Source organism: Sellimonas intestinalis (assembly GCF_001280875.1).
Lineage (GTDB): Bacteria > Bacillota > Clostridia > Lachnospirales > Lachnospiraceae > Sellimonas > Sellimonas intestinalis.
Genome location: NZ_LGAJ01000003.1, coordinates 189,884 through 216,674 on the forward strand (window position 1 = coordinate 189,884; position 26,791 = coordinate 216,674).

At 44.7% G+C, this 26,791-nt stretch carries 33 protein-coding genes and 1 tRNA gene; 25 read left to right on the plus strand and 9 right to left on the minus strand.

Annotated features, from left to right (window positions below):
* Nucleotides 1-21 precede the first annotated feature (21 nt).
* From ispG to AOA56_RS01750, 8 genes are all read left to right on the plus strand, one after another.
* On the plus strand, nt 22-1,083 hold the full coding sequence (ispG, locus tag AOA56_RS01715; protein ID WP_048622031.1) for a flavodoxin-dependent (E)-4-hydroxy-3-methylbut-2-enyl-diphosphate synthase: 1,062 nt from the start codon (nt 22-24) through the stop codon (nt 1,081-1,083).
* A 13-nt stretch (nt 1,084-1,096) separates the two neighbouring features.
* Nucleotides 1,097-5,596 (plus strand): PolC-type DNA polymerase III, encoded by a 4,500-nt coding sequence (locus AOA56_RS01720; RefSeq protein WP_053768803.1) that lies wholly within the window; start codon nt 1,097-1,099, stop codon nt 5,594-5,596.
* 182 nt (nt 5,597-5,778) lie between these two features.
* A complete protein-coding gene (locus tag AOA56_RS01725; protein ID WP_053768804.1) occupies nt 5,779-7,089 on the plus strand; it encodes a phenylacetate--CoA ligase family protein in 1,311 nt (436 codons plus the stop codon).
* A 1-nt stretch (nt 7,090) separates the two neighbouring features.
* The gene (iorA, locus tag AOA56_RS01730) at nt 7,091-8,845 is read left to right on the plus strand and encodes an indolepyruvate ferredoxin oxidoreductase subunit alpha (protein WP_053769081.1); all 1,755 of its coding nucleotides are present in this window, start codon (nt 7,091-7,093) and stop codon (nt 8,843-8,845) included.
* Nucleotides 8,845-9,414, plus strand: a complete 570-nt coding sequence (locus AOA56_RS01735) for an indolepyruvate oxidoreductase subunit beta (protein ID WP_024732924.1) — start codon at nt 8,845-8,847, stop codon at nt 9,412-9,414. The genes iorA and AOA56_RS01735 overlap by 1 nt, the downstream gene beginning before the upstream one ends.
* Nucleotides 9,415-9,424: 10 nt before the next feature.
* Nucleotides 9,425-9,841 (plus strand): ACT domain-containing protein, encoded by a 417-nt coding sequence (locus AOA56_RS01740; RefSeq protein ID WP_024732923.1) that lies wholly within the window; start codon nt 9,425-9,427, stop codon nt 9,839-9,841.
* A 13-nt stretch (nt 9,842-9,854) separates the two neighbouring features.
* Nucleotides 9,855-11,177: a phenylacetate--CoA ligase family protein gene (locus AOA56_RS01745; RefSeq protein ID WP_053768805.1), complete on the plus strand. Its 1,323-nt coding sequence runs from the start codon at nt 9,855-9,857 to the stop codon at nt 11,175-11,177.
* A 15-nt stretch (nt 11,178-11,192) separates the two neighbouring features.
* Complete coding sequence (locus tag AOA56_RS01750) at nt 11,193-11,627, plus strand: amino acid-binding protein (protein WP_155200518.1); 435 nt, start codon at nt 11,193-11,195, stop codon at nt 11,625-11,627.
* A 97-nt stretch (nt 11,628-11,724) separates the two neighbouring features.
* Here the strand turns inward: AOA56_RS01750 and AOA56_RS01755 are convergent.
* Nucleotides 11,725-11,795, minus strand: a tRNA-Gly gene (locus AOA56_RS01755).
* 107 nt (nt 11,796-11,902) lie between these two features.
* Nucleotides 11,903-12,160, minus strand: coding sequence for an HPr family phosphocarrier protein (locus AOA56_RS01760; protein ID WP_048622027.1), 258 nt, complete (start codon nt 12,158-12,160; stop codon nt 11,903-11,905).
* A 493-nt stretch (nt 12,161-12,653) separates the two neighbouring features.
* On the opposite strand from AOA56_RS01760, the gene AOA56_RS01765 reads away from it, so the two are divergent.
* Entirely contained in the window at nt 12,654-13,307 is a 654-nt protein-coding gene (locus tag AOA56_RS01765) for a formate/nitrite transporter family protein (RefSeq protein ID WP_024732919.1), read from the plus strand.
* 185 nt (nt 13,308-13,492) lie between these two features.
* Here AOA56_RS01765 and AOA56_RS01770 read toward each other — a convergent pair whose 3' ends face one another.
* The 6 genes from AOA56_RS01770 to AOA56_RS01795 form a co-directional block, all read right to left on the minus strand.
* A complete protein-coding gene (locus tag AOA56_RS01770; RefSeq protein WP_024732918.1) occupies nt 13,493-14,299 on the minus strand; it encodes an ABC transporter substrate-binding protein in 807 nt (268 codons plus the stop codon).
* A 48-nt stretch (nt 14,300-14,347) separates the two neighbouring features.
* Nucleotides 14,348-15,754, minus strand: coding sequence for a recombinase family protein (locus AOA56_RS01775; RefSeq protein WP_024732917.1), 1,407 nt, complete (start codon nt 15,752-15,754; stop codon nt 14,348-14,350).
* A 163-nt stretch (nt 15,755-15,917) separates the two neighbouring features.
* Nucleotides 15,918-16,457 carry a Uma2 family endonuclease gene (locus AOA56_RS01780; RefSeq protein WP_053768806.1) on the minus strand — a complete coding sequence of 180 codons (540 nt, stop codon included), beginning with the start codon at nt 16,455-16,457 and terminating at the stop codon, nt 15,918-15,920.
* 187 nt (nt 16,458-16,644) lie between these two features.
* Entirely contained in the window at nt 16,645-17,736 is a 1,092-nt protein-coding gene (locus tag AOA56_RS16260) for a DUF4236 domain-containing protein (protein WP_242843427.1), read from the minus strand.
* A 56-nt stretch (nt 17,737-17,792) separates the two neighbouring features.
* Nucleotides 17,793-18,260: an ImmA/IrrE family metallo-endopeptidase gene (locus AOA56_RS01790; protein ID WP_053768807.1), complete on the minus strand. Its 468-nt coding sequence runs from the start codon at nt 18,258-18,260 to the stop codon at nt 17,793-17,795.
* A gap of 55 nt (nt 18,261-18,315) precedes the next feature.
* The gene (locus AOA56_RS01795; RefSeq protein ID WP_053768808.1) at nt 18,316-18,621 is read right to left on the minus strand and encodes a helix-turn-helix domain-containing protein; all 306 of its coding nucleotides are present in this window, start codon (nt 18,619-18,621) and stop codon (nt 18,316-18,318) included.
* A gap of 156 nt (nt 18,622-18,777) precedes the next feature.
* Here AOA56_RS01795 and AOA56_RS01800 point away from each other — a divergent pair, with 156 nt between their 5' ends.
* The 4 genes from AOA56_RS01800 (at nt 18,778) to AOA56_RS01805 (ending at nt 20,401) form a co-directional block, all read left to right on the plus strand.
* Nucleotides 18,778-18,993 carry a helix-turn-helix transcriptional regulator gene (locus tag AOA56_RS01800; protein WP_330376360.1) on the plus strand — a complete coding sequence of 72 codons (216 nt, stop codon included), beginning with the start codon at nt 18,778-18,780 and terminating at the stop codon, nt 18,991-18,993.
* The gene (locus tag AOA56_RS15740) at nt 18,994-19,161 is read left to right on the plus strand and encodes a hypothetical protein (protein ID WP_155200520.1); all 168 of its coding nucleotides are present in this window, start codon (nt 18,994-18,996) and stop codon (nt 19,159-19,161) included. It abuts the gene before it with no gap.
* Between the two features lie 445 nt (nt 19,162-19,606).
* Nucleotides 19,607-19,777, plus strand: coding sequence for a hypothetical protein (locus AOA56_RS16080; protein WP_167337742.1), 171 nt, complete (start codon nt 19,607-19,609; stop codon nt 19,775-19,777).
* A 111-nt stretch (nt 19,778-19,888) separates the two neighbouring features.
* On the plus strand, nt 19,889-20,401 hold the full coding sequence (locus tag AOA56_RS01805) for a Thoeris anti-defense Tad2 family protein (RefSeq protein ID WP_053768809.1): 513 nt from the start codon (nt 19,889-19,891) through the stop codon (nt 20,399-20,401).
* 337 nt (nt 20,402-20,738) lie between these two features.
* Here AOA56_RS01805 and AOA56_RS01810 read toward each other — a convergent pair whose 3' ends face one another.
* Nucleotides 20,739-20,966 carry a hypothetical protein gene (locus AOA56_RS01810; RefSeq protein ID WP_053768810.1) on the minus strand — a complete coding sequence of 76 codons (228 nt, stop codon included), beginning with the start codon at nt 20,964-20,966 and terminating at the stop codon, nt 20,739-20,741.
* A gap of 335 nt (nt 20,967-21,301) precedes the next feature.
* Between AOA56_RS01810 and AOA56_RS01815 the strand changes: the two genes are divergently transcribed.
* The 12 genes from AOA56_RS01815 to AOA56_RS01870 all read left to right on the plus strand — a co-directional run bounded on the left by AOA56_RS01815 (nt 21,302) and on the right by AOA56_RS01870 (nt 26,788).
* Complete coding sequence (locus tag AOA56_RS01815; protein ID WP_053768811.1) at nt 21,302-21,589, plus strand: Thoeris anti-defense Tad2 family protein; 288 nt, start codon at nt 21,302-21,304, stop codon at nt 21,587-21,589.
* Nucleotides 21,590-21,879: 290 nt separating this feature from the next.
* Nucleotides 21,880-22,191 (plus strand): hypothetical protein, encoded by a 312-nt coding sequence (locus AOA56_RS01825; RefSeq protein WP_147323262.1) that lies wholly within the window; start codon nt 21,880-21,882, stop codon nt 22,189-22,191.
* A gap of 40 nt (nt 22,192-22,231) precedes the next feature.
* The gene (locus tag AOA56_RS01830) at nt 22,232-22,507 is read left to right on the plus strand and encodes a hypothetical protein (RefSeq protein WP_053768814.1); all 276 of its coding nucleotides are present in this window, start codon (nt 22,232-22,234) and stop codon (nt 22,505-22,507) included.
* A 72-nt stretch (nt 22,508-22,579) separates the two neighbouring features.
* Nucleotides 22,580-22,834: a hypothetical protein gene (locus tag AOA56_RS01835; RefSeq protein WP_053768815.1), complete on the plus strand. Its 255-nt coding sequence runs from the start codon at nt 22,580-22,582 to the stop codon at nt 22,832-22,834.
* Nucleotides 22,831-22,983, plus strand: coding sequence for a hypothetical protein (locus AOA56_RS15745; protein WP_156316904.1), 153 nt, complete (start codon nt 22,831-22,833; stop codon nt 22,981-22,983). Before AOA56_RS01835 ends, AOA56_RS15745 begins: the two co-directional genes overlap by 4 nt.
* A gap of 238 nt (nt 22,984-23,221) precedes the next feature.
* Complete coding sequence (locus AOA56_RS01840; protein WP_053768816.1) at nt 23,222-24,121, plus strand: rolling circle replication-associated protein; 900 nt, start codon at nt 23,222-23,224, stop codon at nt 24,119-24,121.
* On the plus strand, nt 24,042-24,323 hold the full coding sequence (locus AOA56_RS01845) for a hypothetical protein (protein ID WP_147323289.1): 282 nt from the start codon (nt 24,042-24,044) through the stop codon (nt 24,321-24,323). Before AOA56_RS01840 ends, AOA56_RS01845 begins: the two co-directional genes overlap by 80 nt.
* A complete protein-coding gene (locus tag AOA56_RS01850; protein ID WP_242843428.1) occupies nt 24,320-24,775 on the plus strand; it encodes a VRR-NUC domain-containing protein in 456 nt (151 codons plus the stop codon). Before AOA56_RS01845 ends, AOA56_RS01850 begins: the two co-directional genes overlap by 4 nt.
* 40 nt (nt 24,776-24,815) lie before the next feature.
* Nucleotides 24,816-25,130: a hypothetical protein gene (locus AOA56_RS01855; RefSeq protein ID WP_053768818.1), complete on the plus strand. Its 315-nt coding sequence runs from the start codon at nt 24,816-24,818 to the stop codon at nt 25,128-25,130.
* A complete protein-coding gene (locus AOA56_RS01860; RefSeq protein ID WP_053768819.1) occupies nt 25,117-26,001 on the plus strand; it encodes a hypothetical protein in 885 nt (294 codons plus the stop codon). The genes AOA56_RS01855 and AOA56_RS01860 overlap by 14 nt, the downstream gene beginning before the upstream one ends.
* A gap of 23 nt (nt 26,002-26,024) precedes the next feature.
* The gene (locus AOA56_RS01865; RefSeq protein WP_053768820.1) at nt 26,025-26,210 is read left to right on the plus strand and encodes an NrdR family transcriptional regulator; all 186 of its coding nucleotides are present in this window, start codon (nt 26,025-26,027) and stop codon (nt 26,208-26,210) included.
* A gap of 86 nt (nt 26,211-26,296) precedes the next feature.
* On the plus strand, nt 26,297-26,788 hold the full coding sequence (locus tag AOA56_RS01870) for a sigma-70 family RNA polymerase sigma factor (RefSeq protein WP_053768821.1): 492 nt from the start codon (nt 26,297-26,299) through the stop codon (nt 26,786-26,788).
* Nucleotides 26,789-26,791 lie beyond the last annotated feature (3 nt).

Consider the following 26,791-nt stretch of genomic DNA (forward strand, 5'->3'; position numbering starts at 1 on the left):
TTCATGTAAAGGAGGAAGATCATGCTGCGAAGACAGACGAAAGTAATTCAGATTGGAAATATAAAGATCGGAGGCAGCTATCCAGTTGCCATCCAGTCCATGACAAATACGAAGACGGAAGATGTAGGGGCTACGGTCAACCAGATTCTCGCTCTGGAAAAGGCAGGATGCGAGATCATCCGGTGTGCGGTTCCGACGATGGAGGCCGCAAAGGCGCTTAGTGAGATTAAGAAACAGATTCACATTCCGCTGGTGGCGGATATTCACTTTGACTACCGACTTGCCATCGCTGCCATAGAAAACGGGGCGGATAAGATTCGGATCAATCCGGGCAACATCGGCGGTCGGGATAGGGTGAAGATGGTTGTGGACAAGGCAAAGGAATACCAGGTGCCAATCCGTGTGGGAGTCAACAGCGGTTCTTTGGAGAAGGATCTTGTGGAGAAGTACAGCGGTGTGACCGCAGAGGGGCTTGTGGAGAGTGCCCTTGATAAGGTACATATGATCGAGGAACTGGGTTACAACAATCTGGTTGTAAGCATCAAGGCATCTGACGTCCTTATGTGCGTCAAGGCACATGAGCTGTTGGCGCCACAGTGTGCGTATCCGCTTCATGTAGGAATTACAGAGGCGGGAACGATCCTTTCTGGAAATGTAAAATCCTCCATCGGTCTTGGGATTATTCTGTATCAGGGAATCGGTAATACGATTCGGGTGTCCCTGACCGGAGACCCGTTGGAAGAGATCAAATCAGCAAAGCTTATTTTGAGGACGCTGGGACTTAGAAAAGGAGGAATCGAGGTAGTATCCTGTCCGACCTGCGGAAGGACGCGGATTGATCTGATCGGACTTGCCAACCAGGTGGAAGATATGGTACAGGATATTCCCCTTGACGATGTGAAAGTGGCCGTCATGGGGTGCGTGGTCAACGGACCGGGAGAAGCAAAGGAAGCAGATATTGGAATTGCGGGCGGAATCGGGGAAGGCCTTCTCATCAAAAAAGGGCAGATTATAAAGAAGCTAAAAGAGGACGAGCTTTTACCGGCGCTTCGGGAGGAGCTCTTACACTGGAACAAAGATTGAGAGTGCTTAGTATATGGGAAAAGACTTTTTTGAGGTATTTCCGACATTAAATCTTCCGGAAGATGTCAGGTTTCTTCTGAAAGATGTGCGGGTTACCAAGGTTGCTACAAATTCAACGAGAGATTTTATTCGGATTTATTTGTTTTCTACTCATTTATTACAGAAAAAAAAGATTTATGAGCTGGAGTATTCGATCAAGCATCAGCTTTTTGACCGCTCGTCAATTCAGGTAGAGATTCTGGAGAGCTATCAGCTTTCCGGGCAGTATACACCGGAGAATCTGATGAATGAATATTACGAAAGTATTCTTCTGGAGTTGGAGCAAAGAAGCGCAGTGGAGCGTAGTATGTTTGAACATGCGGACTGCGAGTTTGAGGACGGTGTGCTCAATTTAAAGCTTCAGAATTCTATCGTAGCCGAAGGGAAAAAGGATTCCATCGTCAATTTGCTGCTGGAAGTGTTTAACAATCGATTTCATGTGCCGCTTTCGGTAAAGGTAGGCTATCTGCCGCCGAAAAAGAAGAGCGCGCTGGAATTTAACGATCTTTTGCTTCAGGCAGAAGTGGATGAGATCATTGAGCGGAATGAAGCGCTCAGAAAAGAGAAACAGAAGAAAGCCGGGGAATCAGAGAATGGTGGAAATGATTCTGGAAAGGAGAAGTCTCCGCCTGTTCCGAAGATGCCGAAAGAGAAGCGGTTTGGAAAAGAGATGAAAAAGCCGATTATGAGACGGGATTTCAGAAAGTCCGACGATCCGAATATGATTTACGGGAGGGACTTTGACGATACACCGATAGAGCTTTCCCAGGTGGTGGGCGAGATGGGTGAGATCACGATCCGCGGAAAGGTTATCAGCTTCGATACGAGGGAGATCCGGAATGAAAAGACGATCCTCATGTTTGCCGTTACTGATTTTACCGATACGATTACAGTGAAGATGTTTGCCAGAAACGATCAGCTTCCGGATCTTCTTGGCGATATCAAGAAAGGAAGTTTTTTAAAGGTCAAGGGAATCACCACTATCGACAAATTTGATGGTGAATTGACGATTGGATCCGTGACAGGGATCCGAAAGATCCATGATTTTACCGTATCGAGAAAGGATCTTTATCCGGAAAAGAGGGTGGAGCTTCACTGCCATACGAAGATGAGCGACATGGACGGAGTGTCAGAGGTGAATGACATTGTTAAGAGGGCGCACGACTGGGGGCATAAGGCTATTGCTATTACAGATCATGGAGTAGTGCAGGCGTTCCCGGACGCCAATCATTTCATCCAGTCTCTTGATAAAGAAGATCCGTTTAAGATTATCTACGGGGTGGAGGCATACCTGGTGGATGATTTGACAGAGATCGCTCCGGGTGCCGGGAGTCAGTCCCTTGATGGCACCTATGTGGTCTTTGATCTGGAGACGACAGGGTTCAGCCCGATCCAGGACAAGATCATTGAGATCGGGGCGGTCAAGGTGGAGAGAGGCGTTATCACGGAGCGGTTCAGTACCTTTGTCAATCCCAAGATTCCGATTCCGTTTAAGATTACACAGCTTACGAGTATCACCGATGATATGGTGGTGGATGCGGAGACGATCGATGTTGTGCTGCCGAAGTTTCTGGACTTTATAGGGGATGCTGTCCTGGTAGCCCATAATGCCGGATTTGATGTCAGTTTCATTGAGCAGAACTGCAGATACCAGGAGATTGAGCGGGAGTTCATCTCCCTGGATACGGTAGCGCTTGCCAGGGTTTTGTTGCCAACCCTTTCTAAATATAAATTAAATGTAGTGGCAAAGGCACTGAATATCTCTCTGGAAAACCACCATCGGGCGGTGGATGACGCCGGGGCGACGGCAGAGATCTTCGTCCGTTTTGTGGAGATGCTGAAAGAACGGGAGATCGATACATTAAAGGAGCTTAACCAGTTTGGCTCCATGAATCCCGATGCCATCAGAAAGCTCCCATCTCATCATGCGGTGATTCTGGCAAAAAACGAGACCGGACGTGTGAATCTGTATCGTCTGGTTTCCATGTCCCATCTCCAGTATTTTTCCAGGATGCCAAGGATTCCGAAGAGCGAATTCCTGCGGTACCGGGAAGGGCTTATCATCGGAAGCGCCTGTGAGGCGGGAGAGCTGTTTCAGGCAGTATTAAACGGAAAGTCCGAGGAGCAGATCGCGAAGCTTGTGGATTTTTACGATTATCTTGAGATTCAGCCAATCGGGAATAACCGCTTTATGATTGCGAGCGACCGGGTGTCTAATGTAAGAAGCGAGGAAGACTTACGGGATTTGAACCGAAAGATCGTCCGGCTGGGGGAGAAGTTCCAAAAGCCGGTGGTGGCGACCTGCGATGTGCATTTTCTCGATCCGGAAGACGAGGTGTACCGGAGAATTATTATGGCAGGAAAAGGATTTACTGATGCCGACGAGCAGGCACCGCTTTACCTCCATACGACGGAGGAGATGATGGAGGAGTTTTCTTATCTGGGAACGGCAAAGGCTCATGAAGTCGTGATTGAAAATCCGAATAAGATTGCGGACATGATTGAGAAGATTTCTCCGGTGCGGCCGGATAAGTGTCCCCCGGTCATCGACAATTCCGACCAGCAGCTACGGGATATCTGTTATAAGAAGGCGCATGAGATGTACGGAGAGAACCTTCCGGATGTGGTAACGGAGCGATTGGAGAGAGAGCTTCACTCTATTATCTCCAACGGATTTGCCGTGATGTATATTATAGCCCAGAAGCTGGTATGGAAATCCAATGAGGACGGCTATCTGGTAGGGTCCCGTGGATCCGTCGGTTCTTCCTTTGTCGCTACTATGGCTGGGATCACGGAGGTCAATCCCTTAAGTCCGCATTACTATTGTCCGCATTGCCATTACAGTGATTTTGATTCGGAGGAAGTGAGAGCTTTTGCCGGGGGCTGTGGATGGGACATGAAAGATAAGGACTGTCCGGTCTGCGGACATCCTCTGATTAAGGATGGATTTGATATTCCGTTTGAGACATTCCTTGGATTTAAGGGAAACAAAGAGCCGGATATCGACCTGAATTTCTCCGGAGACTATCAAAGTAACGCGCATAAGTATACTGAGGTTATTTTTGGAAAGGGGCAGACCTTCCGTGCCGGGACCATCGGAACCCTGGCAGATAAGACGGCCTTTGGATTTGTGAAGAATTATTATGAGGAACGGGGAAGCAGAAAGCGGAATTGCGAAATTGACCGGATCGTGCAGGGATGTACTGGAATCCGCAGAAGTACGGGGCAGCACCCGGGAGGAATCATTGTTCTTCCCCACGGTGAGGATATCAACTCCTTTACTCCGGTACAGCATCCGGCCAACGATATGACGACGGACATTATCACAACCCACTTTGACTATCATTCCATCGACCACAACCTGTTAAAGCTCGATATTCTGGGACACGATGATCCGACCATGATTAAGACGCTCGAAGAGCTCATCAATTCGGACGCGATGGAAAATGAATACGATGGAAAAGAGCATGTCTTTGACGCCAGAGATATTCCATTGGACGACCCGGATGTCATGTCGCTGTTTGCCAATACATCGGCTCTTGGCATTACGCCGGAGGATATTGACGGATGTCCGGTTGGCTGCCTTGGCATCCCGGAATTTGGGACGGATTTTGTTATTCAGATGGTGGTGGATACGAAGCCGAAGACGCTTTCAGACCTGATCCGGATTTCCGGACTGTCTCACGGAACCGATGTGTGGCTGAATAATGCCCAGACTCTTATTCTGGAGGGGAAAGCGACGATCTCTACGGCCATCTGTACCCGTGATGATATTATGACCTATCTGATTAATAAAGGGATGGACAGCGAGCTTTCCTTTACTATTATGGAGAAGGTGCGAAAAGGGAAGGGACTGACTCCGGAGTTTGAGAAGTCCATGAAGGAAGCCGGGGTACCGGACTGGTACATCTGGTCCTGCAAGAAGATCAAATACATGTTCCCGAAAGCCCATGCGGCGGCTTATGTTATGATGGCTTACAGGATCGCTTACTGTAAGGTGAACTACCCGCTGGCTTATTATGCGGCTTATTTTGGGATCCGCGCGGATGCTTTTTCCTACGAGATCATGTGTCAGGGCAAAGAGACGCTAAATTATTACTACCGGGAGTATAAGAGTCGTCAGGATCACTTAAGTAAAAAAGAGCAGGATACGATGAAAGATATGAAGATCGTGCAGGAAATGTACGCAAGAGGGCTGGAATTCACACCTATTGATATTTATCGGGCGAAGGCAACCAAATTTCGGATTATTGACGGAAAACTCATGCCGCCTCTTTCCAGTATCGACGGTATGGGAGATAAGGCGGCGGAGGCGGTGGAACAGGCATCCAGGGACGGAAAATATCTGTCCAAGGATGATTTCCGGCAGCGGACCAAGGCAAGTAAGACGGTCATCGACAAGATGGCGGACTTAGGACTTCTTTCTGATCTGCCGGAATCCAATCAGCTCTCCTTATTCGATTTTGCGGATTAATGCTTTAAATGAATAAAGGACTATGATATAATAAAGAGGATAAGCCTGAGAGGAGTATCCTCTTTTTGCTTTACAAAAGCGACGAGAAAAAGAGCGGGTTGCCAAAGGCCTTGGCAAATACAAAAAGTATGAAGCAGAAGAGGAAAGGCTTCCGGAATTAATCAGACCAGGAGGAAGAAAAGATGATATGGGCAAAGGAGGAGACGTTGCCAAGAGATGAACTGGAGGCGCTTCAGCTTCGGAAACTGAAAAAGACCGTTTCTTACATCTATGCACGGGTATCTCCTTATCGAAAAAAAATGGAAAAATCAGGAGTCAGACCGGAAGATATTCGTACATTGGATGATCTGCGGAGACTCCCATTTACAAGTAAAAAGGACTTTAGGGAACACTATCCGATGGGGCTGTTTGCGGTGGACAAAAAGGAATTGATACGGTTCCACGCAAGCTCCGGCACGACGGGTAAGCCGACCGTCGTCGGATATACAAAAAATGATTTGGAGATGTGGCTGAGTAACGTGGCAAGGATCGCCTGCATGGGCGGAGCCTGCGGGGAAGATATCGTACAGCTCTCTTTTGGATACGGGACCTTCACCGGAGCGCTGGGACTGCACGGAGGACTGGAGAAGATCGGAGCTGCCGTAATTCCAATGTCGTCTGGAAATACGAAAAAGCAGATCATGTTTTTAAAGGATATGGGCGTGACACTTCTGGTGGCCACTCCGTCCTATGCACTGCACTTAGGGGAGGAGGTTCGCAGGATGGGACTGGATCCGGCAAAGGATCTGTATCTTCGGACCGGACTTTTCGGAGGTGAGGGAATGACGGAGCCGATGCGGGATGAAATGCGTCATGTGTGGGGCGAGCAGTTTTTCTGCACCCAGAACTATGGAATGAGTGAACTGTGCGGACCAGGTGTGGCAGGCGAGTGCAGGGAACTTTGTGGAATGCATGTTAATGAAGACTGGTTCATTCCGGAGATCATTGATCCGAAAACAGAGGAAGTATTGCCTGCGGGAGCGCGGGGAGAGCTTGTGGTGACCTGCCTTGGTAAGGAAGCGCTTCCGATTGTGAGATACCGGACCGGAGACATGACGAGACTTTTTTATGAGCCGTGCAAATGTGGCAGAACAACCGTACGGATGGAGAACCTTTCAGGAAGGGCGGACGATATGCTTGTGATCCGAGGCGTCAATGTTTTTCCAACACAGATCGAGGAAGTGCTTTTAAAGATCGAGGAGATCGGACCGCATTATGAAATCCTTGTGGAGAGAAGGAACCGTCTGGATGTAATGACGATCACGGTAGAGCTGATCGATGACCGGCTGCTTGACAGCTATGGAAGGTTAAGTGAGCTGGAAAAAAAGATCAAGGCGGGACTGAAATCTCAGCTTGGTCTTGCAACCGAAATCCGGCTGGTAGCGCCTTATTCTCTTCAGAGATTCGAAGGAAAGGCAAAAAGAATCCGGGATTTACGAAAGGATGGATTATAAGATGTCAGATACAAAGAAAGTCATTATGCTTGGGAATGAAGCGATCGCAAGAGGCGCTTATGAGGCGGGAGTTAAGGTATCTTCTGCATATCCGGGAACCCCAAGCACAGAAATCAGTGAAAACCTCGTCCAGTATAAGGAGGATCTTTACGCTGAGTGGGCGCCTAATGAAAAAGTGGCGGCAGAGACGGCCATCGGAGCCAGTATTTCGGGCGTACGTGCTATGGCGTGTATGAAGCATGTGGGACTCAATGTGGCATCCGATCCGCTCTATACGGTGTCCTATATGGGAGTGAATGGAGGATTACTCTTTATGGTGGCGGATGATCCTGGGCTTTATAGCTCCCAGAACGAGCAGGATACAAGAATGATTGCAAGGGCTGCCAAAGTGCCGGTACTGGAGCCGTCGGACAGTGAGGAAGCGAAGGAGTTTGTGAAAATCGGATTTGAGTTGAGCGAGCAGTACGACCGCCCGGTGATCTTCCGTATTACCACCAGACTGGCACATTCCCAAGGACTGGTGGAGTTGAAAGAACGGATAGAGATTCCGGATAAGCCGTATGAGAAAAATATACGCAAGAATGTAATGATGCCAGGGAATGCCAAATACCGGCATGTGGAAATTGAAAAGCGGAACAGGGAGCTGAAAGCGGCGGCGGAGACCCTGGCTATTAACCGGGTAGAATTGCGGGATTTGAAGATTGGTGTCATTACAAGCGGAATTCCATATCAGTATGTACGGGAGGCGTTGCCAGAAGCATCCGTTCTGAAGCTTGGCATGGTTCATCCACTTCCGGAGCAGACGATCCGGGATTTCGCCTCCCGGGTGGAGACACTCTATATCGTGGAGGAACTGGACCCGGTCATTGAGGAGCAGGTGAAATCCTGGGGGATTCCGGCTATCGGCAAGGAAATCTTTACGATCCAGGGTGAATATAGCGCAAACATGATCAGGAAAGCCATTTTGGGAGAAGAGATTGCGATGGACTCTGCGGCGGATGTTCCGCAGCGACCTCCGATTCTCTGCCCGGGTTGTCCGCACAGAAGCGTCTTTTATGTACTCAATAAGTTGAAGATGCACGCGGCGGGAGATATCGGATGTTATACCCTCGGAGCAGTTGCACCTCTTAGTGTTGTGGATACGACCATCTGTATGGGAGCCAGCATTTCCAGTCTACATGGAATGGAAAAGGCAAAGGGGAGGGATTACATGAAAAACTGGGTGGCCGTTATCGGGGATTCCACCTTCTTGCATACCGGGGTCAATTCTCTGATGAATATGGTCTACAACCAGGCAACGGGCACAGTGCTGATTCTTGATAATTCTACGACCGGAATGACCGGACATCAGGATCATGCGGCTACAGGAAAGACTTTGCAGGGGAAACCGACATATGCTATCGATATTCCGGGACTGTGCAAAGCTATCGGGGTAGAAAATGTGCAGGTCATTAATGCGTTTGATATTGAAGCACTGGAAAAAGCCATTCGGGAGGAGACGGCGAAAGATGAGGTCTCTGTCATTATTACACGGACGCCGTGCGTACTTTTGGATAAATCTCCGAAGCCGGTGTATCTGGCTGATCCAAACAAATGTAAGAAATGTGGTATGTGTATGAAACCAGGCTGTCCGGCCATGACAAGAAATGCGGACAATACGATCCGAATTGACGATACGATGTGTACCGGATGCGGACTTTGCGAATCCTTATGCAAATTTGGGGCAATCCGGCTTATAAAGGCAGGTGAGCAATAATGAAGACAAAGAATATCATGATTGTCGGCGTGGGCGGACAGGGAACCCTCCTCACAAGTCGTATTCTCGGAGGTCTTGCGATGGATGCAGGATATGACGTGAAACTGTCCGAAGTACACGGTATGGCACAAAGAGGAGGAAGTGTTGTGACCTTTGTACGTTACGGAGATCAGGTGGCGGAGCCTATTGTGGAAGAAGGATTGGCAGATGTGATCATTGCGTTTGAGCGGTTGGAGGCGCTTAGGTACGCTCATTTTCTGAAACCGGACGGTGTAATGATTTTAAACGACTGGAGAATTGATCCAATGCCGGTGGTAATCGGAGCGGCACAATACCCGGAGCATATCATCGAGACGCTGGAACAGACTCATAAAGTCTATACCATCAATGCTACGGAGGAGGCTAAAAAACTGGGAAATCCACGAGTGTTTAATATGATCGTCCTGGGAATGGCGTCCCGTCACATGGATTTTTCCAGAGATCAGTGGTATCAGGTGATTGAGAAAGCTGTACCGCCAAAGACAATCGAAATCAATAAAAAGGCATTTGAGACCGGGGCGGCACAGTAGGAGGGAGAAGATGAAACAGATATCCGTATTTGTAGAAAACAGACCGGGAAGTCTGATGGAGGTCACATCAAAGCTTGTGGAGGCGGAGATCAATATCCGGGCCGTTTCTTCCTTTGACACGCCGGAGTTTGGGATTCTTCGGATGGTGGTGGACAATCCGCAGAAAGCCAAAGAGACTTTGACCCATCTTGGATTTGTCGTCCGGATTACTGACGTGGTTGGAGTGGAGTTAAAAGATGAAAAAGGCAATCTGAACAGAATGCTTTCTATTCTGGCAGACGGACAGATTAATCTGAATTATATCTATTCTTTTGTGATCCGTGACGGGAGTGCCCCTGTGATGGTATTTTCGACGGATGACATGGACCGGGCCGGAAAGATTCTTTTGCAAGAAGGGGTCAGGCTGGTCTCTGATGAAGAGTTGTAGGAGGAGAACAGGAATGATCACAGAGAAAAAGTGGGAGGAGAGAATCCGCGATCCACATGCTGAGTGCATGAGCGAAGAGGAGCGGAGAATTCTCCAGGGAGAAAAATTAAGAAAACTGGTAAAAAGGGTATATGGAACGGTCCCGTTTTACACGGAAAAGATGAAAGAACTCGGTGTAGAACCGGGGGATATCAAAAGCATTGAGGATATCACAAAGCTTCCATTTACGACGAAAGACGATCTGCGGGACAATTATCCATTTGGATTCCTTGCGGTGCCTAATGAGCAGGTCGTAAGAGTTCAGGGGACATCCGGAACAACCGGGAAACTAACGGTGATGGCATACACCCAGAAGGATGTGGATGTCTGGGGAGAATGTGTGGCACGTTGTCTGACAATGGCAGGACTGACCGCCAAGGATCGGATTCATGTCTGTTATGGATACGGCCTGTTTACAGGAGGAATGGGGCTTGATTTCGGCGCGCAGAAATTGGGGGCCATGGCAATTCCCATGTCAGCGGGAAATACGAAACGCCAGTTGATGTGTATGGAAGATTTTGAAGCGACAGCCTTTGCCTGTACTCCATCCTACGCCATGCATCTTGCGGAAGCTATGCAGGAAGCAGGAGTAGTAGATAAGATGAAGATCAAGGCTGCGGTGTGTGGTGCGGAACCGTGGACGGTAGAGATGAGAAATAAGATCGAGGAGATCTTAAAGATCAACTGCTTTGATATTTACGGCCTCTGTGAGATCAGTGGACCGGGCGTTGCCATGGACTGTATCCACCATGAAGGACTGCACATCCATTCCGATTTCTTCTATCCGGAAGTATTAGATCCTCTTACTCATGAGCCAATCAAAGACGGTGAAACCGGAGAGCTTGTCTTTACAACATTGGATAAAGAAGCTGTACCGCTGATCCGTTACCGGACAAAAGACCTGACAAGCATAACACACGAGACATGTAAATGCGGTCGGACTACGCCGAGAATCTCCAAGTTCAAAGGCCGGACGGACGATATGAAAGTTATTCGGGGAGTCAATGTATTCCCGACTCAGGTAGAGACGGCGCTCTTTGGAATCGGGGAAGTCGTTCCGCACTACCTGCTGATCATTGACCGGGAGGACAACATGGACGTCTTGACCGTTATGGTAGAAGTAGATGAAAAATTCTTCTCTGATGAAATCAGGCAGTTGGATGCACTCCGCCACCGGATCGGCGACGTCTTAAAACAGGCTCTTGGCATTTCTGTCAGAGTCAAACTGGTGGAGCCAAAGACTATCGAGAGAAGCGAAGGAAAAGCCAAGCGAGTGATTGACAACCGTAATCTGTAGGAAGGAGGAATCAGGATGAGTACAATTCAACAGTTGTCTGTTTTTCTGGAGAACAGAGAAGGAAGACTGGATGAGGTGCTTGATGCACTGGGAAGCAATGGAGTGAATATTGTGGCGCTCAGTCTTGCGGACACCACGGAGTACGGGATGCTTCGGATGATTGTTTCCGACCCGGAAAGGGGAAGAGAAGAACTGAAAAAAATCGGTATCATGGCTATGCTGACGCCGGTGATTGCCCTGCGGGTTCCGCACGATACAGGATCTTTAAGTAAAGCGATGCACCAGCTTGTGCAGGGTGGTATCAATGTAGAGTATATGTACGCTTTCGCAAACGGCGAGGACGCATCTGCCGTTTTAAAGACGAATGAACCACAAAGAGCAGCACACATCTTAAACGAAAGCGGATTCGGCGTTTGGGAGGCAGATGAAGCTTACCGGGCAAACCGCTAGAGAAAAAAGAATATGAAAGAACACAAAAAGGCTGCCTGATGGAGGTAGCCTTAAAAAGCCGGAAACACTGATCTTTCCATGTTTCCGGCTTTTTGTAAGCAGATAACGGGAGTCGAACCCGCCTTTCCAGCTTGGGAAGCTAGCGTTCTACCGATGAACCATATCTGCGAACAAGTATAGTATATCACTTATGAGAAAAAATGCAAGGGGAAACCTGCGGATTCTCAAGCTTTTCGTTCCCCTTGCGAAGTCTCTATATTTGCGTTCTGCTTGCTCTATAAATTTTCATTAAAAAATTTTTGGAGTGCTTCTACAGCTTCTGCTTCATCTTCGCCATCTGCTGTCACCTTGATTTCCATATCTTTCTTAACGCCAAGTCCCATTACGCCGAAAATTGTCTTTGCATTGGCTGCTTTTCCGTCTTTTTCGATCTTGATGTCACTCTTAAATCCTGCTGCGGCCTTTACAAGCAGTCCTGCCGGTCTTGCATGGATTCCTTCTGGATCTGTAATTACATAAGTAAATTCTTTCATTTTTGCGTCTCCTTTTCTTCTTTACTTTCTTCCGGAAAGGTGCTGCCGCATCCGTATGCACTGTCCGGGAGGGTACTTCTGTACATACTCTGCACATTATATGAATACCTATAGTTATGCTAACACAAAAGTGTGATAAAGGTCAACAATTCATGGGACAAAACCGGTTTTTTTGTGAAATTTCTGATAAAGAGGTGCTGCTTGTTGTTCTAAATCCAGGGCTTTGCATAAATTGATAGAGAAGCCGGACGTATTTGGGGGGGAGGGATGAGGTAAAATGGAACAGGTTACAGAATATATCAGGCCGGAGCTGTTGGTAATCGAATGACTTATTGTATCATTTTCAATTTTTTAATCAGATTTCCATATTCTTTCCCGGCATCACAGAGAGACTGATTATAAAAAGACAAATAAGACTTGATTTTTATTGTAAATACGAGTACAATTTTTGCGGCATATCATATATCACAAAGGAAAAGGACAGGAAATACCTATGAAAGAAAAATGGATCAGTAGTATCATGGCAGGTATTTATATCGCTATGGGTGCTATGGTATATTTAAGCATTTCAGACAAACTTGCGGCGAGTCTCTTTTTTGCAACGGGAATTTTACTCGTTTTGAACTTACACAACAGACTTTTCACAAGAGTCTGCCCACTTTTTGCATATAACGGCTCTTATCGTCCCGGCGATCTGTTCATTGCGTGGATCGGCAATGGGATTGGCACAGCTCTTGTGGCCATTCTGATTCACTTCACACGATTTGAAGCAGGAATACTAGGTCGGATTGAAGAGATTGTAATTCCAAAGCTTGCAGACTCTCCGGTCAGCCTGACAATACTTGGACTCTTCTGTGCACTGTTTGTAGCCTTTGCGGTTTTTGTAGGAGGTATCCGCCAAAAGCAGGGCACTTTTGCTCAGATCTTTTATGTTTGGCTTTTCATCACTGCTTTTGTTTTCTGTGGATTTGAACATATCATTGCAGATATGTATTATCTGTCCGTATATGTTTTGAATTTTGGGACATCCATCGGAGATGTTCTGAAAGTACTGTTGTTCGTAACACTTGGAAATGTGATAGGAGGAATTGCCGCAGGGTATTTTGTACAGAACCTGGAACGGGAATCGCATGAAAATAGAAAATAGGAAAGATTCGTGGATATAGGAATCTTTCCTGTTTTTTACATTTTAGTAGCCAGTACAGGGAATGTACTGGCTGAGGGAAAAAGTTATGAAAAAGTTTATTCACAAAGTATTTCTACTTTGTAATTTAATCATACCTTTGAAATGTGAAAAAAGTGTGTTCAAAATATCAAAAAAGTATTAAAAATTTATTTCACGGCCTTTTTTGCGAATTCCGTTGTAACAAGGTCTCCGTAAGGTGTCCTAGAATCCAGCTCATCTGCGTCCTCCAGAATATCCTGTAACAATTCAAAACTGTCCTGATTGAAAATCAGATCTTCTTTCCATGTTTTCTGCTCATAATACCGGGAAACGATTGTCGTGATTGTATCTAGATCATTCTCCTTAAACTGTGGCTGAATCACCTTAGAAATTTCTTCCGGTGTATGACTGTTGACATAGTCCATTCCTTTTTGAAGCGCATTGGTAAAACTCTGAATCACATCCGGATGTTTCTCAATATAACTTTTCTTTGCGGAAAAGGCTGTATAAGGTACATAACCGCTCTCTTTTCCAAGGGAAGCAACTACATAGCCTTTGCCAGAAGACTCCAGGGTGGTGGCACCCGGCTCAAATTCTACAGTGAAATCTCCTTGCCCGCCGGAGAAAGCTGCGGCGGTGGAACCAAAGTCAATACTCTGGTCAATCGCTAAGTCTTTTTGCGGATCGATTCCATTTTGCTTCAGAATATACTCGAATACCATCTCCGGCATCCCACCTTTTCTGCCACCAAGTACAGATTTTCCTTTCAGGTCTTCCCACGAGAAATCTTCGATTGGTTCCCTGGATACGAGGAAGTTTCCTGCACGTTGGGTAAGCTGTGCGAAATTCACCACATAATCGTTTGCGCCCTCATTATACGTGTAGATGGAGGACTCAGAGCCCATGAATCCGATATCTGCCTGGTTGGAAAGAACGGCGGTCATTGTTTTGTCAGCGCCAAACGGGGATAACATGTTAGGCAGAGACTTTCTCTGTAAGATACGGAAAAACGTATCCACACCTTAAACAGAGACACTCTGAACAAAATCAACATAGTTAATGGTATAGTCCGGCTTTAGGTGAATTTGCCGGATAATATTACGCCAGAAAGTCCGTCGGTTTTCTTCGGCTAGAGAATGGTAGATGGCAAGGAAATCTTTTTGAAGAAGTGATTCTACGGAGGAATAATCGCTTTCCGGCTCTATGATAATAGCTTTTAAGCCGTTTTTTTCAGATTCAAGAGCATCGTATTCTTTGCTATAATAGTCCCAGGTGATACGGTCTTTCTGAAAGAGAAGATTAAGCCGGGACATTTCTTTTTCGATTTGTTCCTCTGTGCGAACTTTTGGCTTTTGTTTGTTTTTCTTTTGAATCTCATCCACACGAATCTTATATTCCTCGAACTCTCTTTCCAGGTTTTCAAGCAGATATGTTTCTATAAGATTCTGGCTTACTTTGTGCCTGTTCGTGCAGATTCGGTCAATCATAGCACGATTACAACGGTAGTAGCAGTAATCTCGTTTTTCACCGGTCTTACGATTGATAATTGACCGACAGCCAGTACCGGCCAGAATCTGTCCACATTCAGGACAGCGGATCATCCCAGTGAAATAATAGATTCGTCCGGATGGTGTATTTTTAATGTTCTTTTTGCTGATTTTCTGCAAACGTGCCCATCGTACTTCAGAAACATAGGAAGGACAATATGGGATTCCTCGGTACGTTCCTTTGTAAAACTCGCTTGAGAGCATGGTACGAAGGCAACTGTATGAAAAGGAAGGATCGTAATGGCTTTGTATGTAACGCAGCGTAGCTTGTTTTCCCTGATGTTTTTCAAAGTAATCAAAGAAAGCGTTCACTAGCTCTTCCTGATCAGGATCTTTCACCATGCATTTTTGGCCGTTTACCACACCGATCTTATATCCCCTTGGCATATTGGCCTCTCCAAAGATGACCTTCTTCTGACGGATCGAAGCTTCATTTACAAATTTGATACGCTCAGAAGTCGTATCGACTTCATTTTGTCCGATCGACAGTACGACATTCAACTGTAGACGACCGTCACGGGTTTCCATATTGATTCCTGGTTCAGATGCAGAAATCCAGTAAACCTTATATTCATCTAGGATGTCCTGTACCTTGTAGAAATCGGACATGTTACGAAACCATCGATCCAAACGCCAGAAGAGGATTACATCAATTTTACCAGCTTTGACATCCTCCAGGAGGGCATGAATGGCTTTCCGCTTTTTCAGCTCTTTCCTGGCTGTCTTACCTTCATCTGCATAGACTCCGACAGGAATCATCCCATGATCCTTTGCATAAGAAGTGAGATAATCTTTTTGAGCCTCAAGTGATTTTCCATGTACGAGCTGCTCTGATGTGGATACACGAATGTAAATAGCGCAGCGTTTGATTTTTTCAGACACGGTATCATCTCCTTTATGTAATTGTATAATAATAACAGCCAAAACAGAACAAAAGTTCTGGATTGTAAGGCTGTTCCGAAGATGATACAATATTTTTGACTTAATATACGCATATCTTCGGATATGTATCCCGTCCTGGTGTTGGCGCGCCGGGGCGGTTTTTTTATAAAGTATCTGAAATACAGATTTTCAAATCCTCAAAGATTCCGACTTGTATCGTATCGGAAAAGGTATACTCTGACGTATCCTCTGATTCAAAATTGTAAACTGTAACCCTGTCTTTTTCAGGGTCTACAATCCAATATTCCCGTACTTTAGCCGTACGGTATTTGAAAAGCTTCGTGTAGTAGTCCATGCGTCGGCTTCCAGGTGATACAATTTCTATGATCCAGTCCGGCGCACCGTTACAGCCCTTATCTGTAAGCTTCTCAGGAGAACAAATCACGCTTATATCCGGTTCCACGTATGTTTTATCATTTTCGTTCAGAAAAACAGCAAACGGGGCAATATATGGCTTACAGGAACCACCTTTTTTCTTGATGTATTCTCGTATTACTCCAGCAAGCTCCAATAAGAATTCCTGATGTTTACGGCTTGGCGGCGCCATATAGTAAATATTGCCGTCAATCAGTTCTGCCCGTTCCCCCTCTGGAAGTGCATAGATATCATCAATAGTAAAATGGCTTTCTTTTGGTAATGGCATAGTGCGACACATCCTTTCTAAATATGAGTATTACCCTGATTGTATATACTATTGCCGATAAACAGCTTTGTATTTTATAAAAGATAAGTTATTCAGCCGGGTGGAACTCTGGCATCTCTTTAAGATTGCTAGGGCGTGATAGCTACCTGTTCTATCCTTAAAATAACTTACCTTTATATCTCTGAAATTAGTGGCAAACTTTACAAGGTCTGGATTTTCCGCTTTCCGAAATAGAACCACTATATATATTCTTTGAGCGGCTTAAACTTGGACAATTTGGAGTTGAATGATAAACATCACCACTTGCCACCCAATATACAGTCTCTCCAGTTTGAACTTGCTGTTGAGAAGATGTTTGATTTTGAGTTTCCTGTTCGGCTTGGATGCGAGCCTCTTCTTCTGCTTTTTGTTTTGCCTCTTGCTCGGCTTGGATGCGAGCCTCTTCTTCTGCTTTTTGTTTTGCCTCTTGCTCGGCTTGGATGCGAGCTTCTTCTTCGGCCTTTTGCCTTGCCTCTTGTTCGGCTTGTTTTCGTTTGGCTTCTTTGTCAGGATCGGTAACGGTTATTTTTTCTTTATTACTTTTTATTGAATCATTTGCAATCAAGTAAATATCAGCGCTTCCCTCATTTTTAAAAGTCAATATGGCTTTGCCGTTTTTGTATTTGACAGATGCAATATCATTATCTGATATATCCAAAGAGGAAATATTCGCATCTTTTGGAGAGAGATCTAAAGTAATAGACGGCTTTTCTGTAATTGCAAAATCCTTTTTATCCAAACTTATATGTAATTTTTCCAAGTCTGGGGTAGAGGGTAAATTTATACATAAAATAAGAGATACCAATGTTATACATCCTGAAATCAAAATGTGTTTTCGCTTTTTCTTTTTATCAGGATTCTTTCGAATAGCAAAAAATATAGTAATAAAGATTCCTGGTAGCCATAAAATTGGTGACAAAATAATCGCTGCAAGAATTAATATAAAATACAGAAGATATACTAAGCAGCCTTTATTTTTCTTGTCATCATTGTCAGGAAAATTAGAATCAGCCTGTGGAGTATTGGATGTAGAGTGGGAAGTAGAAGATGTTTTACTTCCGGATGTTTCTACATAACTGATTCCAGTCCCGGGAATTCCAATACTTTTGGTGCGTTTCCCTTTTGAATTGATCGTGTAATGGGCACCACGAGTTCCAAACGTAATACTGGTGCTTTTTTTGTTAAGATTCAGCTTTACGCCAGGAGCAATTTTAAAACTTTTTCTAAATCTTAATGCCATTTTTCCTCCCTTTCCCCTTACATTGAGTAAACCCATTTATATAATCGCTTATGCGGTTATACCTTTTCCATGACTGCCAGATTCGGAATAAAATAAATTATGTAATTATCTATTTCGGTACAAATACCGTACTTATCACGATAGCAGTCGATGCATTCTTGTAAATATTCTACTGTTACTTCTAAAAATTCAGAAGCCTCATATGCTGACTGGCATCCCGATTCAAAAGCGTTGACGATCCCGGTCAGCCCGATCAACTTGTTATATCCCCACAGGCGAGCCTGTCGTTCCTGTTTCCGGTTTGACAGATCTTCCATATTTAGGATATTTCCGACTGATGTATGATGGTGTCCAAGCTCTTCTGCAAGAACACAGATTTTTTCTGTTGTATTATATACTGATGTATTAATGGCAATATTGCCATCTATGTATATACCTTTTAGACTCTCTTCTCCCAAGTAGTAATCATGTATTTTTACTTTATCTTCAAAGGCTTCCTGTTCTAATTTTTCCAGCTTATTCACGGCAATCCCTCCATATTTTACAGTATATTTAGAAGAGGTGTGTAATAAACTGGACTTACTTATCTTCCTGCTTGATGAATTTCGCAAAAGCTTCTATTCTGTCGAGCTGCTCCTCAGTGAATTCAGTTCCATCAAAGTGGGCGGCGCGGGTATGAGGCTCTGGTTCTTCATTGCAAAAATATTCTGCCGTAACTCCAAGCGCCCTTGCAATTTTAATTAATGAGTCTATATCAACTCGATTGCTGTCCCTACGGATCAAAGAATATATAGTTGTTGGTGGAACGCCAGCCTTAGAAGCTAATTCATTCGCATTCGTGTCTTGTTCTTTCATTAATTTTGTCAGTTTGCTTCCAATTCCCATACTATCATGCCTCCTATATGAACAACATAACACAGATGAGTAGAAAAGTAAACAAAAATATATTCAAGTGAAAAAATAATTATTGACAATATGCTCAAGTGCGTGTATATTAAAAATATAAATTTACTCAATTGAGTAGAAAGGAGAACTGAAGAAGTGGCATACATGAATTTAAAAGGGGAGATGGCGAAAAAAAATATTACAAATGAATCAATCGCTAATCTTCTTGGAATCCATCGTAATAGTGTCTACAACAAAATAAACGGAGAAAGCAAGTTTTCTATCGATGAAGCATTGGCAATAAGAAACGCATTTTTCCCTAATTACGATGTAGATACCTTATTTGGAGAAAACAGAGGAGGTGAGGAATAGATGGATGTAAAAAATCTTGACAGTGTTTCTAGAGAAGAACAGAAAGCAATTTTAAGTAATGTCATTTCTCGATGTATGATTGAAAATCACATGACATTGGAAAATCTGGACGAAGCATGTGAGGTTATACGAGAGATTTATAGAAAGAATGCAATAATGAAAGGCTGACAATATAGCCAGCCATCCCTATTATCCTTTATGACATTCACGACAACAAAAATAGCAACCGTCAAAAGTTTTATTCGGATGCTTCCGCATTGCTTCAAGCTTTGCGGATTGACACGAACCAAAATACCCGATGTATTCCCTGTTTAACAGAGAAGGAAGATAAGAGCAATCTTCCGTATGAATTTCATGGTATCCATTTGTGTCAGCATGAATGTTGAAGTAGTAGTGTTTCAATATGTTCACCACCTTTCTGATCGAATATATGTTCTGAATATAGTATAAAGTATTGGGGTGAGTAAATCAACAGAAAAATATTTAAAAGCACAATATCTTGTATAAAAGCTCTATAAATGAAATGAACAAATTCTAAATACAAGGATTTCTCGATAAAACATTGGATTATCTGTTCCAAACGGATGATCCAGACAAGAAGGAGGTGGTATAGATGGAGGAGAAAACTCAAAAAAGTATAAAAAAGACGCTTGAATTAGAAGAAGGAACGCTATCGGTTGAAATATCTGCCGAGAACGTCCCTGTATCGAGAACTAATAGTTCTTATGAAATGTTTTTAGAAACATTAGTCGAAAGAACAAAAGAAGAATTTAAAAATTTATAAGGTCGGTCTGTATTAAATGAAAAATTAATTGTTGAACCTTAATATACCCTTTCATCATTTGATAGCAAGAGTATACAAAAAAATCACAGGAAAGAAAGGAGAGTAATAGAGATGTACATACATGAAGCTGTAAGGGAAGCAATGAAGATAAATGGAATAATCTTCCGAAAATCTATGAGAAGAACTGAATCAGAAATATTCGCTGTGATCAAACCATCAAATAGTTATGAAACGTGTCAACTGATTATAAGCAGATATGGAAAAGCGGAAAGAGCCGCGAGGTCATGGAATCCAACAGCAGATGACCTCACGGCTGATGATTGGAACTATTCAGGGGATGAACTTCGAAATAAAGTCTGCAAGGAAGATAAGAGCAATCTAAGGAGGTGTGAAAGCATGGATTATGAAAAGTTTAGATTACAAGTACGAGATTTAGCTACCAAAGCGTACAAAGATTTGAAAGAAGAATCAAAAGATTACGGGGAATTGCGACAAAAGTGCAAAAAATACTGTACCGGACTTTTATACAGAGACAAAGATATGGGGAACTATGTCAAGGGCTGTTTTGAAAAATTATTCATACACGATTTGAGAGATACACAAATAACACATCTCTCTGATTAAGTCTATATATTTTCAATTTTACAACCAATACAGGAACTGAGGAAGCAGGGATTTCGATTTTAACTACATCTTTACACAGGTATTCATTTCCATCAAAGTATGAGAAACCTACTTATTCCAGATAGATGAAAAGGAGGGGGAAGTATGAAGAAGGATAAAAAAGAAAAGAAACCGTCAAAGATAACGGTTTCGGATGTGGCTCTGGTATTAGCGATATTAAACTTTTTATTTGTTCTTTCTGGAATCATTTTAGAATAGGCCGAGCCTATCGCAAATTTCCATAATAAAAGTAAGAACAGAAACAGTAACAGCGATCCAGCCTTTGATGTCGGCTTTCTTAGCTTTTTTTGATAGCAAGAGATGAGAGCGTTTCGGAAGCTTTGGCATGAGTCTCGGATGACTTAGCGATGCTTTCGGAAGAATTGGCAAGCCTTTCGGCTATTTGAGAGCGTTCCTCTGATGATTTCGCAAGTTTTTCGGCTGAAGAAGCAAGTTCCTTTACGGGATCTAATTCTTTCCTGATAGAAGAGAGAATTGAGTATTCAGGGGTAAATTTATAAGGCATGATATCCGTCCTTTCATTAATTGATAAGAAAATTATACCAGAGAAAAAGGAAAAAGAACAGGAGTTAAGGACAATGCAACCCGGACAATCCGTGAGGAATAGATTTTAGAGAGGTGATGATATGGATATGGAAAAGGTCATTGAAGTATTAATCAGCCTTCTTGAAGAACAGGAGGGTGTAGAAATCAAATACGAAATTGAGAAAACCGCTTAGGCGGTCAACCAGATGGACAAGCAGGAAGGGGATGAGGTTATGTATACATACCGTGGTCATACAGGGTTTTGGCGTTGATTGAGGTACAGGATGATGAATAGGCAGAGAGGGAGGTGAAAACGTGTATATACACCAAGCAACAAAAAAAGCAGTTAAAGAAAATAAAATGATGTATCGAAAAAATGTAATGCAGATACACGGAAAAATTATAATTGGGATACTTCCGACAGACTCATATGTGACGTGCCTTATTGCAAAAATAAAAGATGGCAAGGTCGTAGATATAATGAGTCACTGGAATCCAACAAGAGACGATTTGGTGGCAAAGGATTGGGAATTAATGGACCGGCCACTTCAGAAAGAGTGGCCGGAAGATAAACTAAATCGTTTTGAAATATTCAATACATAAAGGTAGTAAGACGATTTCGTATATCTGCCCACTTGAATAAACCACTTTGATATATCCGAGGCTCTCAAGAGAAGCAAGGGAATCTCTCAATTCTTGGGTATCCTTTGTGAATGACAAAAAAGACTCAATATTTACATAGTCATCGGAAGAAAAGTTCTTCAAATTTTTTAACAATTTTTTATCCATATGAGGTCTCCTTTCTTTGTACTCGGCATGGCAGTGCCTGTATCTAAAGTATAGGAGATCGGTTGGAGGATGACAAGAGATTAAAAGAGAAGGAGGAATAAAGCGTGAATATAACATCCATGCGAATCTTACACGGAAACGCAATCGCAACAATACCCCAGTTGGCGGAGCAGTTCCATATCTGCGACCGGACGGTCAGAACGATCGTCCGCGAAATGGAAGATCAGAAAGACCGATATGGAAATTACGGGATTTTAAGCGATGGAAACTTGAAACGGGTCAACATCCTGGCATTTACGGATTACTACAACTACAGGGATATGCTCAAGTCCAAAAACGGAAAGAAGCACGTCCCGCCGTATAATCCACAGGAGATTGCTAAAGCGATGGGGTTTTATATGGAGATTATGGTGTAAATGAACCGGAGAAAGGAAAGTGAAGAGGGAGGTGATAACGATGCATCGAAGAAAACTGCGGAAATACCGGATCTTGAAAGACATCTGTGCAGTGGTCGGGGGAATTGCCGTACTGGTGATGGCCGGATCCGCTGACAGTTACAGCCAGAACATTATCTCAACGGCAGAGTTTTTTATGGCGTTCGGGATCGCGCTGGACATGATGATAGTAGCATACATAACGCATGACTGTGTGAAAGAACGGGAGAAGCATTATCTCCAGATGAGGGAACTGCGCCGGAGACACCGGCAGCAGGGCATGAAAAAGAGTGCATAGGGACGGCAATCCCAGATATACACTCGCTAAAATAACCAACTTTATTATGACAGATAAGAAAGGAAAAAGCAAATGGAGAAACAAAGAAAATATGAACTGACCAAAGAAGACCTGGAAACACTGATCTTCTTGGCAGCAAACAGAATATGCGACCAGAAGAAAACAAGTGAGGAGAAAAAGATAGAGATTTGTGGGTACGCGGCGGAGATTACAAGAGAACTAATAGACCATCTGACGGGTGAGAACCCTTTCGATCAGGATCAGATGGAGCTTGCAGATGCTGTTTTACATAAAAGTACAACTATCATAATCGGAATTCCAAGATGAAAAAGAATGGAAACGAAGAAAAAGAAATCCTTTGGATTGTCCGCTATGAAAACGGAGATATCGGGTGCCTGTATGGGACAAGGCAAGCGGCTGAGGAGTACGCACAGAGAGAAGCGGAAAAGAAAGGGACCGGATATTTCATTATCTGAGATAGGACAATCCGAACAGAAAGAAGAAATAGGAAATACAATACCCTCCCGGAGCCCGACAGCTCAAGGGAGGGTAAGCCATACATCTTAGACATACTCAGTATAGCATGTATGGCGGGAAAAGACAACGCAGGATTCCGGAGGGTACGGATCCGCATTTGAAACAGGGGGAAGCCAATCCCCTTTGAGACTCGATAAGGGTATTATTTCAAGGACAAGAAACCGGAGGAAAGAGGAGATGCCATACATCAAGACGACCTGCAAGGCGGGAAAGACAAAAGAGTATGAATTTTATTATTCATATCGATTTGACCAGAAAGGGGGGAGCCGGAAAAAGAAAGAGAACAGGACTCCAGAAGCACAGAGACAAGTCAACCGGAGGATGGCCGAGAAAAAACTCACCCGATTGATGAACGCCAACCTTTCCGGGGAGGATTATTACCTTACACTCAGCTACCGGAAAGAGAAGCGGCCGGATCGGGAGACATTGAACCGGGACATCCGAACACTTTTACGAAAACTGCGGAGGATCTACCGGAAACACGGAAAAGAACTGAAATACATATGGACGGCGGAAAAAGGGGAGAGGGGAGCTGCACACCTTCATATTGTTGTCAATGGGATCGATCATATATCACACATCATAAGAGATCTATGGGAAAAGGGATGGATCTGTATTAAGCCTTTGGATAAGAGCGGGCAGTACCGGAAACTGGCCGGGTATTTCATCAAGTATTCGGACAAGACCATGAAGACGGAGCAAGGATTCATCAACAAAAGATACTGTAGCAGTAAAAATCTTATCATTCCAGAACCGGAGAAAAAGAAGATCCGGGGACGGAACGCCTATAGCCATAAAATTGAGGTTCCGGCCGGATGGTACGTGGATAAGGAGAGCATCCGGGAGGCTTGGCACGAGATAACAGGGTATTTGTATTTTTCCTACACGCTGGTACAACTGCCGGACAACAAGGCAGACCGGGAACGGCAGAGGGAAGAATCTTATATCCTGAATCTGGAGACCGGAGAAGTGGAGATCACAGAAAGGAGGACCGACCGTGGAAAAAGCGCCAAGAATCACAAGAAAAACCTTGCGGAAACATCTGGAAGAGGTCACAGAAATTGCGTGGGAGCATGACGCGGAAGAGTCATATCGAATTGTAAAAGAAAAATGGGAGATTGGGAGCAGTAGGTCCTTCCGGGATTTTCTGAATAAAGAGCATATTACGACATATCAGAGAACGGCAGCGGAAACCATGACACTGGAAGACAAGGAAAGATTCTCCAGAGAGTGGAACAAAGCCATAGAGATGATAAAGGAGTGGAGGAGAAAGAAGTGAGAAATTACCGAGTCAAGGAAAGAAAGACACCGGATGGCCGGATCCAGCTCACCGGATCGGAAGATGCAGAGCAGGAGAAGGTGGTATGCTGGGCCAAACTGATGAGCAACGCTTACCCGGACCTGGAATTGCTCTACCATGTGCCGAATGGGGGCAGCAGGAACAAAGCTGAGGCGTCCAAATTGAAACGGATGGGAGTGAGGGCAGGGGTGCCGGATTTGGTGCTCCCGGTTCCCCGCGCCGGATACGCCGGACTGTACATTGAACTAAAAGTCGGGGAGAACCGGCCAAGTAATAACCAGAAAGACTGGCTGGAGAAATTGACGATCCAGGGCTATCAGGCGTTGGTCTGTTATGGTGGGAACGAGGCGATCCGTGCACTGGAACAGTATGTAAAAGCGCCAAAGACTATTTTGGAGATGAGGGAAGGAAGAGAAGGTGGAAATTTGTAGAAGAATTCTGGAATGGATCCGGAAACCCAGGAGAAAAGAGATGACAAAGAAGCAGGAAGAGGAAAGCGCGTGTGAAAGGGTTCCCGATGAGAGTGAGGGGAAACCAGATCAGGAACAAGAGCTGGTGGAGGAGATAGAGTCATTCAATGATGCGCTTTCAGAAATAGGGAAAACAGCACAAGAGGCTATGGACTCATGGGATCAGTTTCACAAAGTTTGGGAGCAGGAGATAGAAGCTGTTGCGAAAAAGCTTGCAGAAAAATTTGCGAAGATCGAAAGAGAGGAAACGAATAATTGGAGGAAACTACACGGGAAACCGATGAGAAGGAGAGGTGGATGGCATGGCAGGATTTGATGTAATAGAGATGCTGAATGGAAACAGCATCCAAGCGGCGGGAGCGCGGAAATGGTATCAGGAAGCGAATTATGAGGACGCGAAAGAGATCATACGGGATGAGCTGGGAAATATCCGGAACTCCTTCGTCAAGGTAGGATACTTCCTGCGGAGGATCAAAGAGACAGAAGGATATCAAGAGGATGGATATGAAACAATCTGGGATTGTGCGAAAGACCAGTTTGGGATCACCAGGACGACCGCCAGCAGATGGATGGAGATTAACCGGCGTTTCTCCGAAGGAGGATACAGTCCATATCTGGCGGAAGAATATAAGGGGTATAACAAGAGCCAGCTACAGGAGATGCTGTACCTCCCGGAGGAAAAGCTGGAAGAGGTGGATCCGGGAATGACCGCAATGGAAATCCGGGGCAGCAGGAAAGAGCCGGAAGAAAAAACACAGGAAAGTGCGGAAACGCACAGAGAAGAGTGCGAGGAAGAGGACGAGATCCCAGGACAGATGAGGGAGGAGGACTACCTGGAAGAATCAGAAGAAGTAGACACTCCAGACATAGCGGACGAAAAAACGAGTGAGATTCAGAGGATAGTAGAGGAAGAGCGGCAGCGGCAAGATAGGGAGAACCCGGATCCGGGGCGGCAGGATACAAAAGAGAAAGCGTCGATTCGGGAACAGAAAACAGAAAGCATCCTGGACACCGCAACGAAAGAAGAGGATGAAATGTATGCAAGAAAGCTCCATGTATTGAAAATGCTGGAAAAGTATTACATTTATCTGAATGAAGAGGAGATAGAGATTCTCAAAGGTATGGTACAGGATTGCAAGAGAAGAAAACAGGAGTATGCGTTGGAAGACTGTGGAACAACGTCATAGGAAATAGAAAGGAGGGACAAAAAATGCAGATCGAGGGGGATCAGTGCCGGAGATGCGGGTCACTCCAGACAGAAGTTATAGATCGCAGATATCGGAAAAAAGTAGACAGAGTCATCCGGAGACGGAAATGCCTGGAATGTGGATATAAGTGGAATACAGTGGAAGTCTATGCGGATGAATGGGAAAGGCTATCCAGAAAAGGACGATAATTAACCAGAACAAACGGAAGGAGAGCGAGTTGCGCGCATAATAACCGGTTTCTCCTGAGTGAATGATGACAGAAAAAGAGATTAGATTGGTAGAAGAGAGTGTCCCGCTTGCGGGGTACGTTGCGAAACGCTGGGTGAAGCAAGCTGGGATAGAGTGGGAGGATGCCCTGTCGGCAGCGGAGTATGGGCTTGTCAAGGCGGCAATGAGCTTTGAAGAGGAGCGTGGCTTCTGTTTCAGCACTTATGCGGTACGTGTCATGGAGAATGAGATCCGGATGGAGCTGAGGAAGAGGAACAGACGAAAAAAAGTCGTGTATTTTGGGGATCCGGTCAGTGGGGCAGAAGGATTGACACTGGGAGACACGATTGCAGATACCAGAGACCATTTTGGGATGTCGGAAACAGTGCATGATCTGATCCGAAACAGAGATCTTACGGAGAAAGAGCGGGAAGCGGTACTGCTTCGGTTTCAGCATCCAGAGAAGACCCAAGAGGAATGTGGCCAGATGATTGGGATTGGACAGTCTGCGTTTTCGAAGTACCTGAACAGTGCAAGGCGGAAACTAAAAAGGGTTTAAACC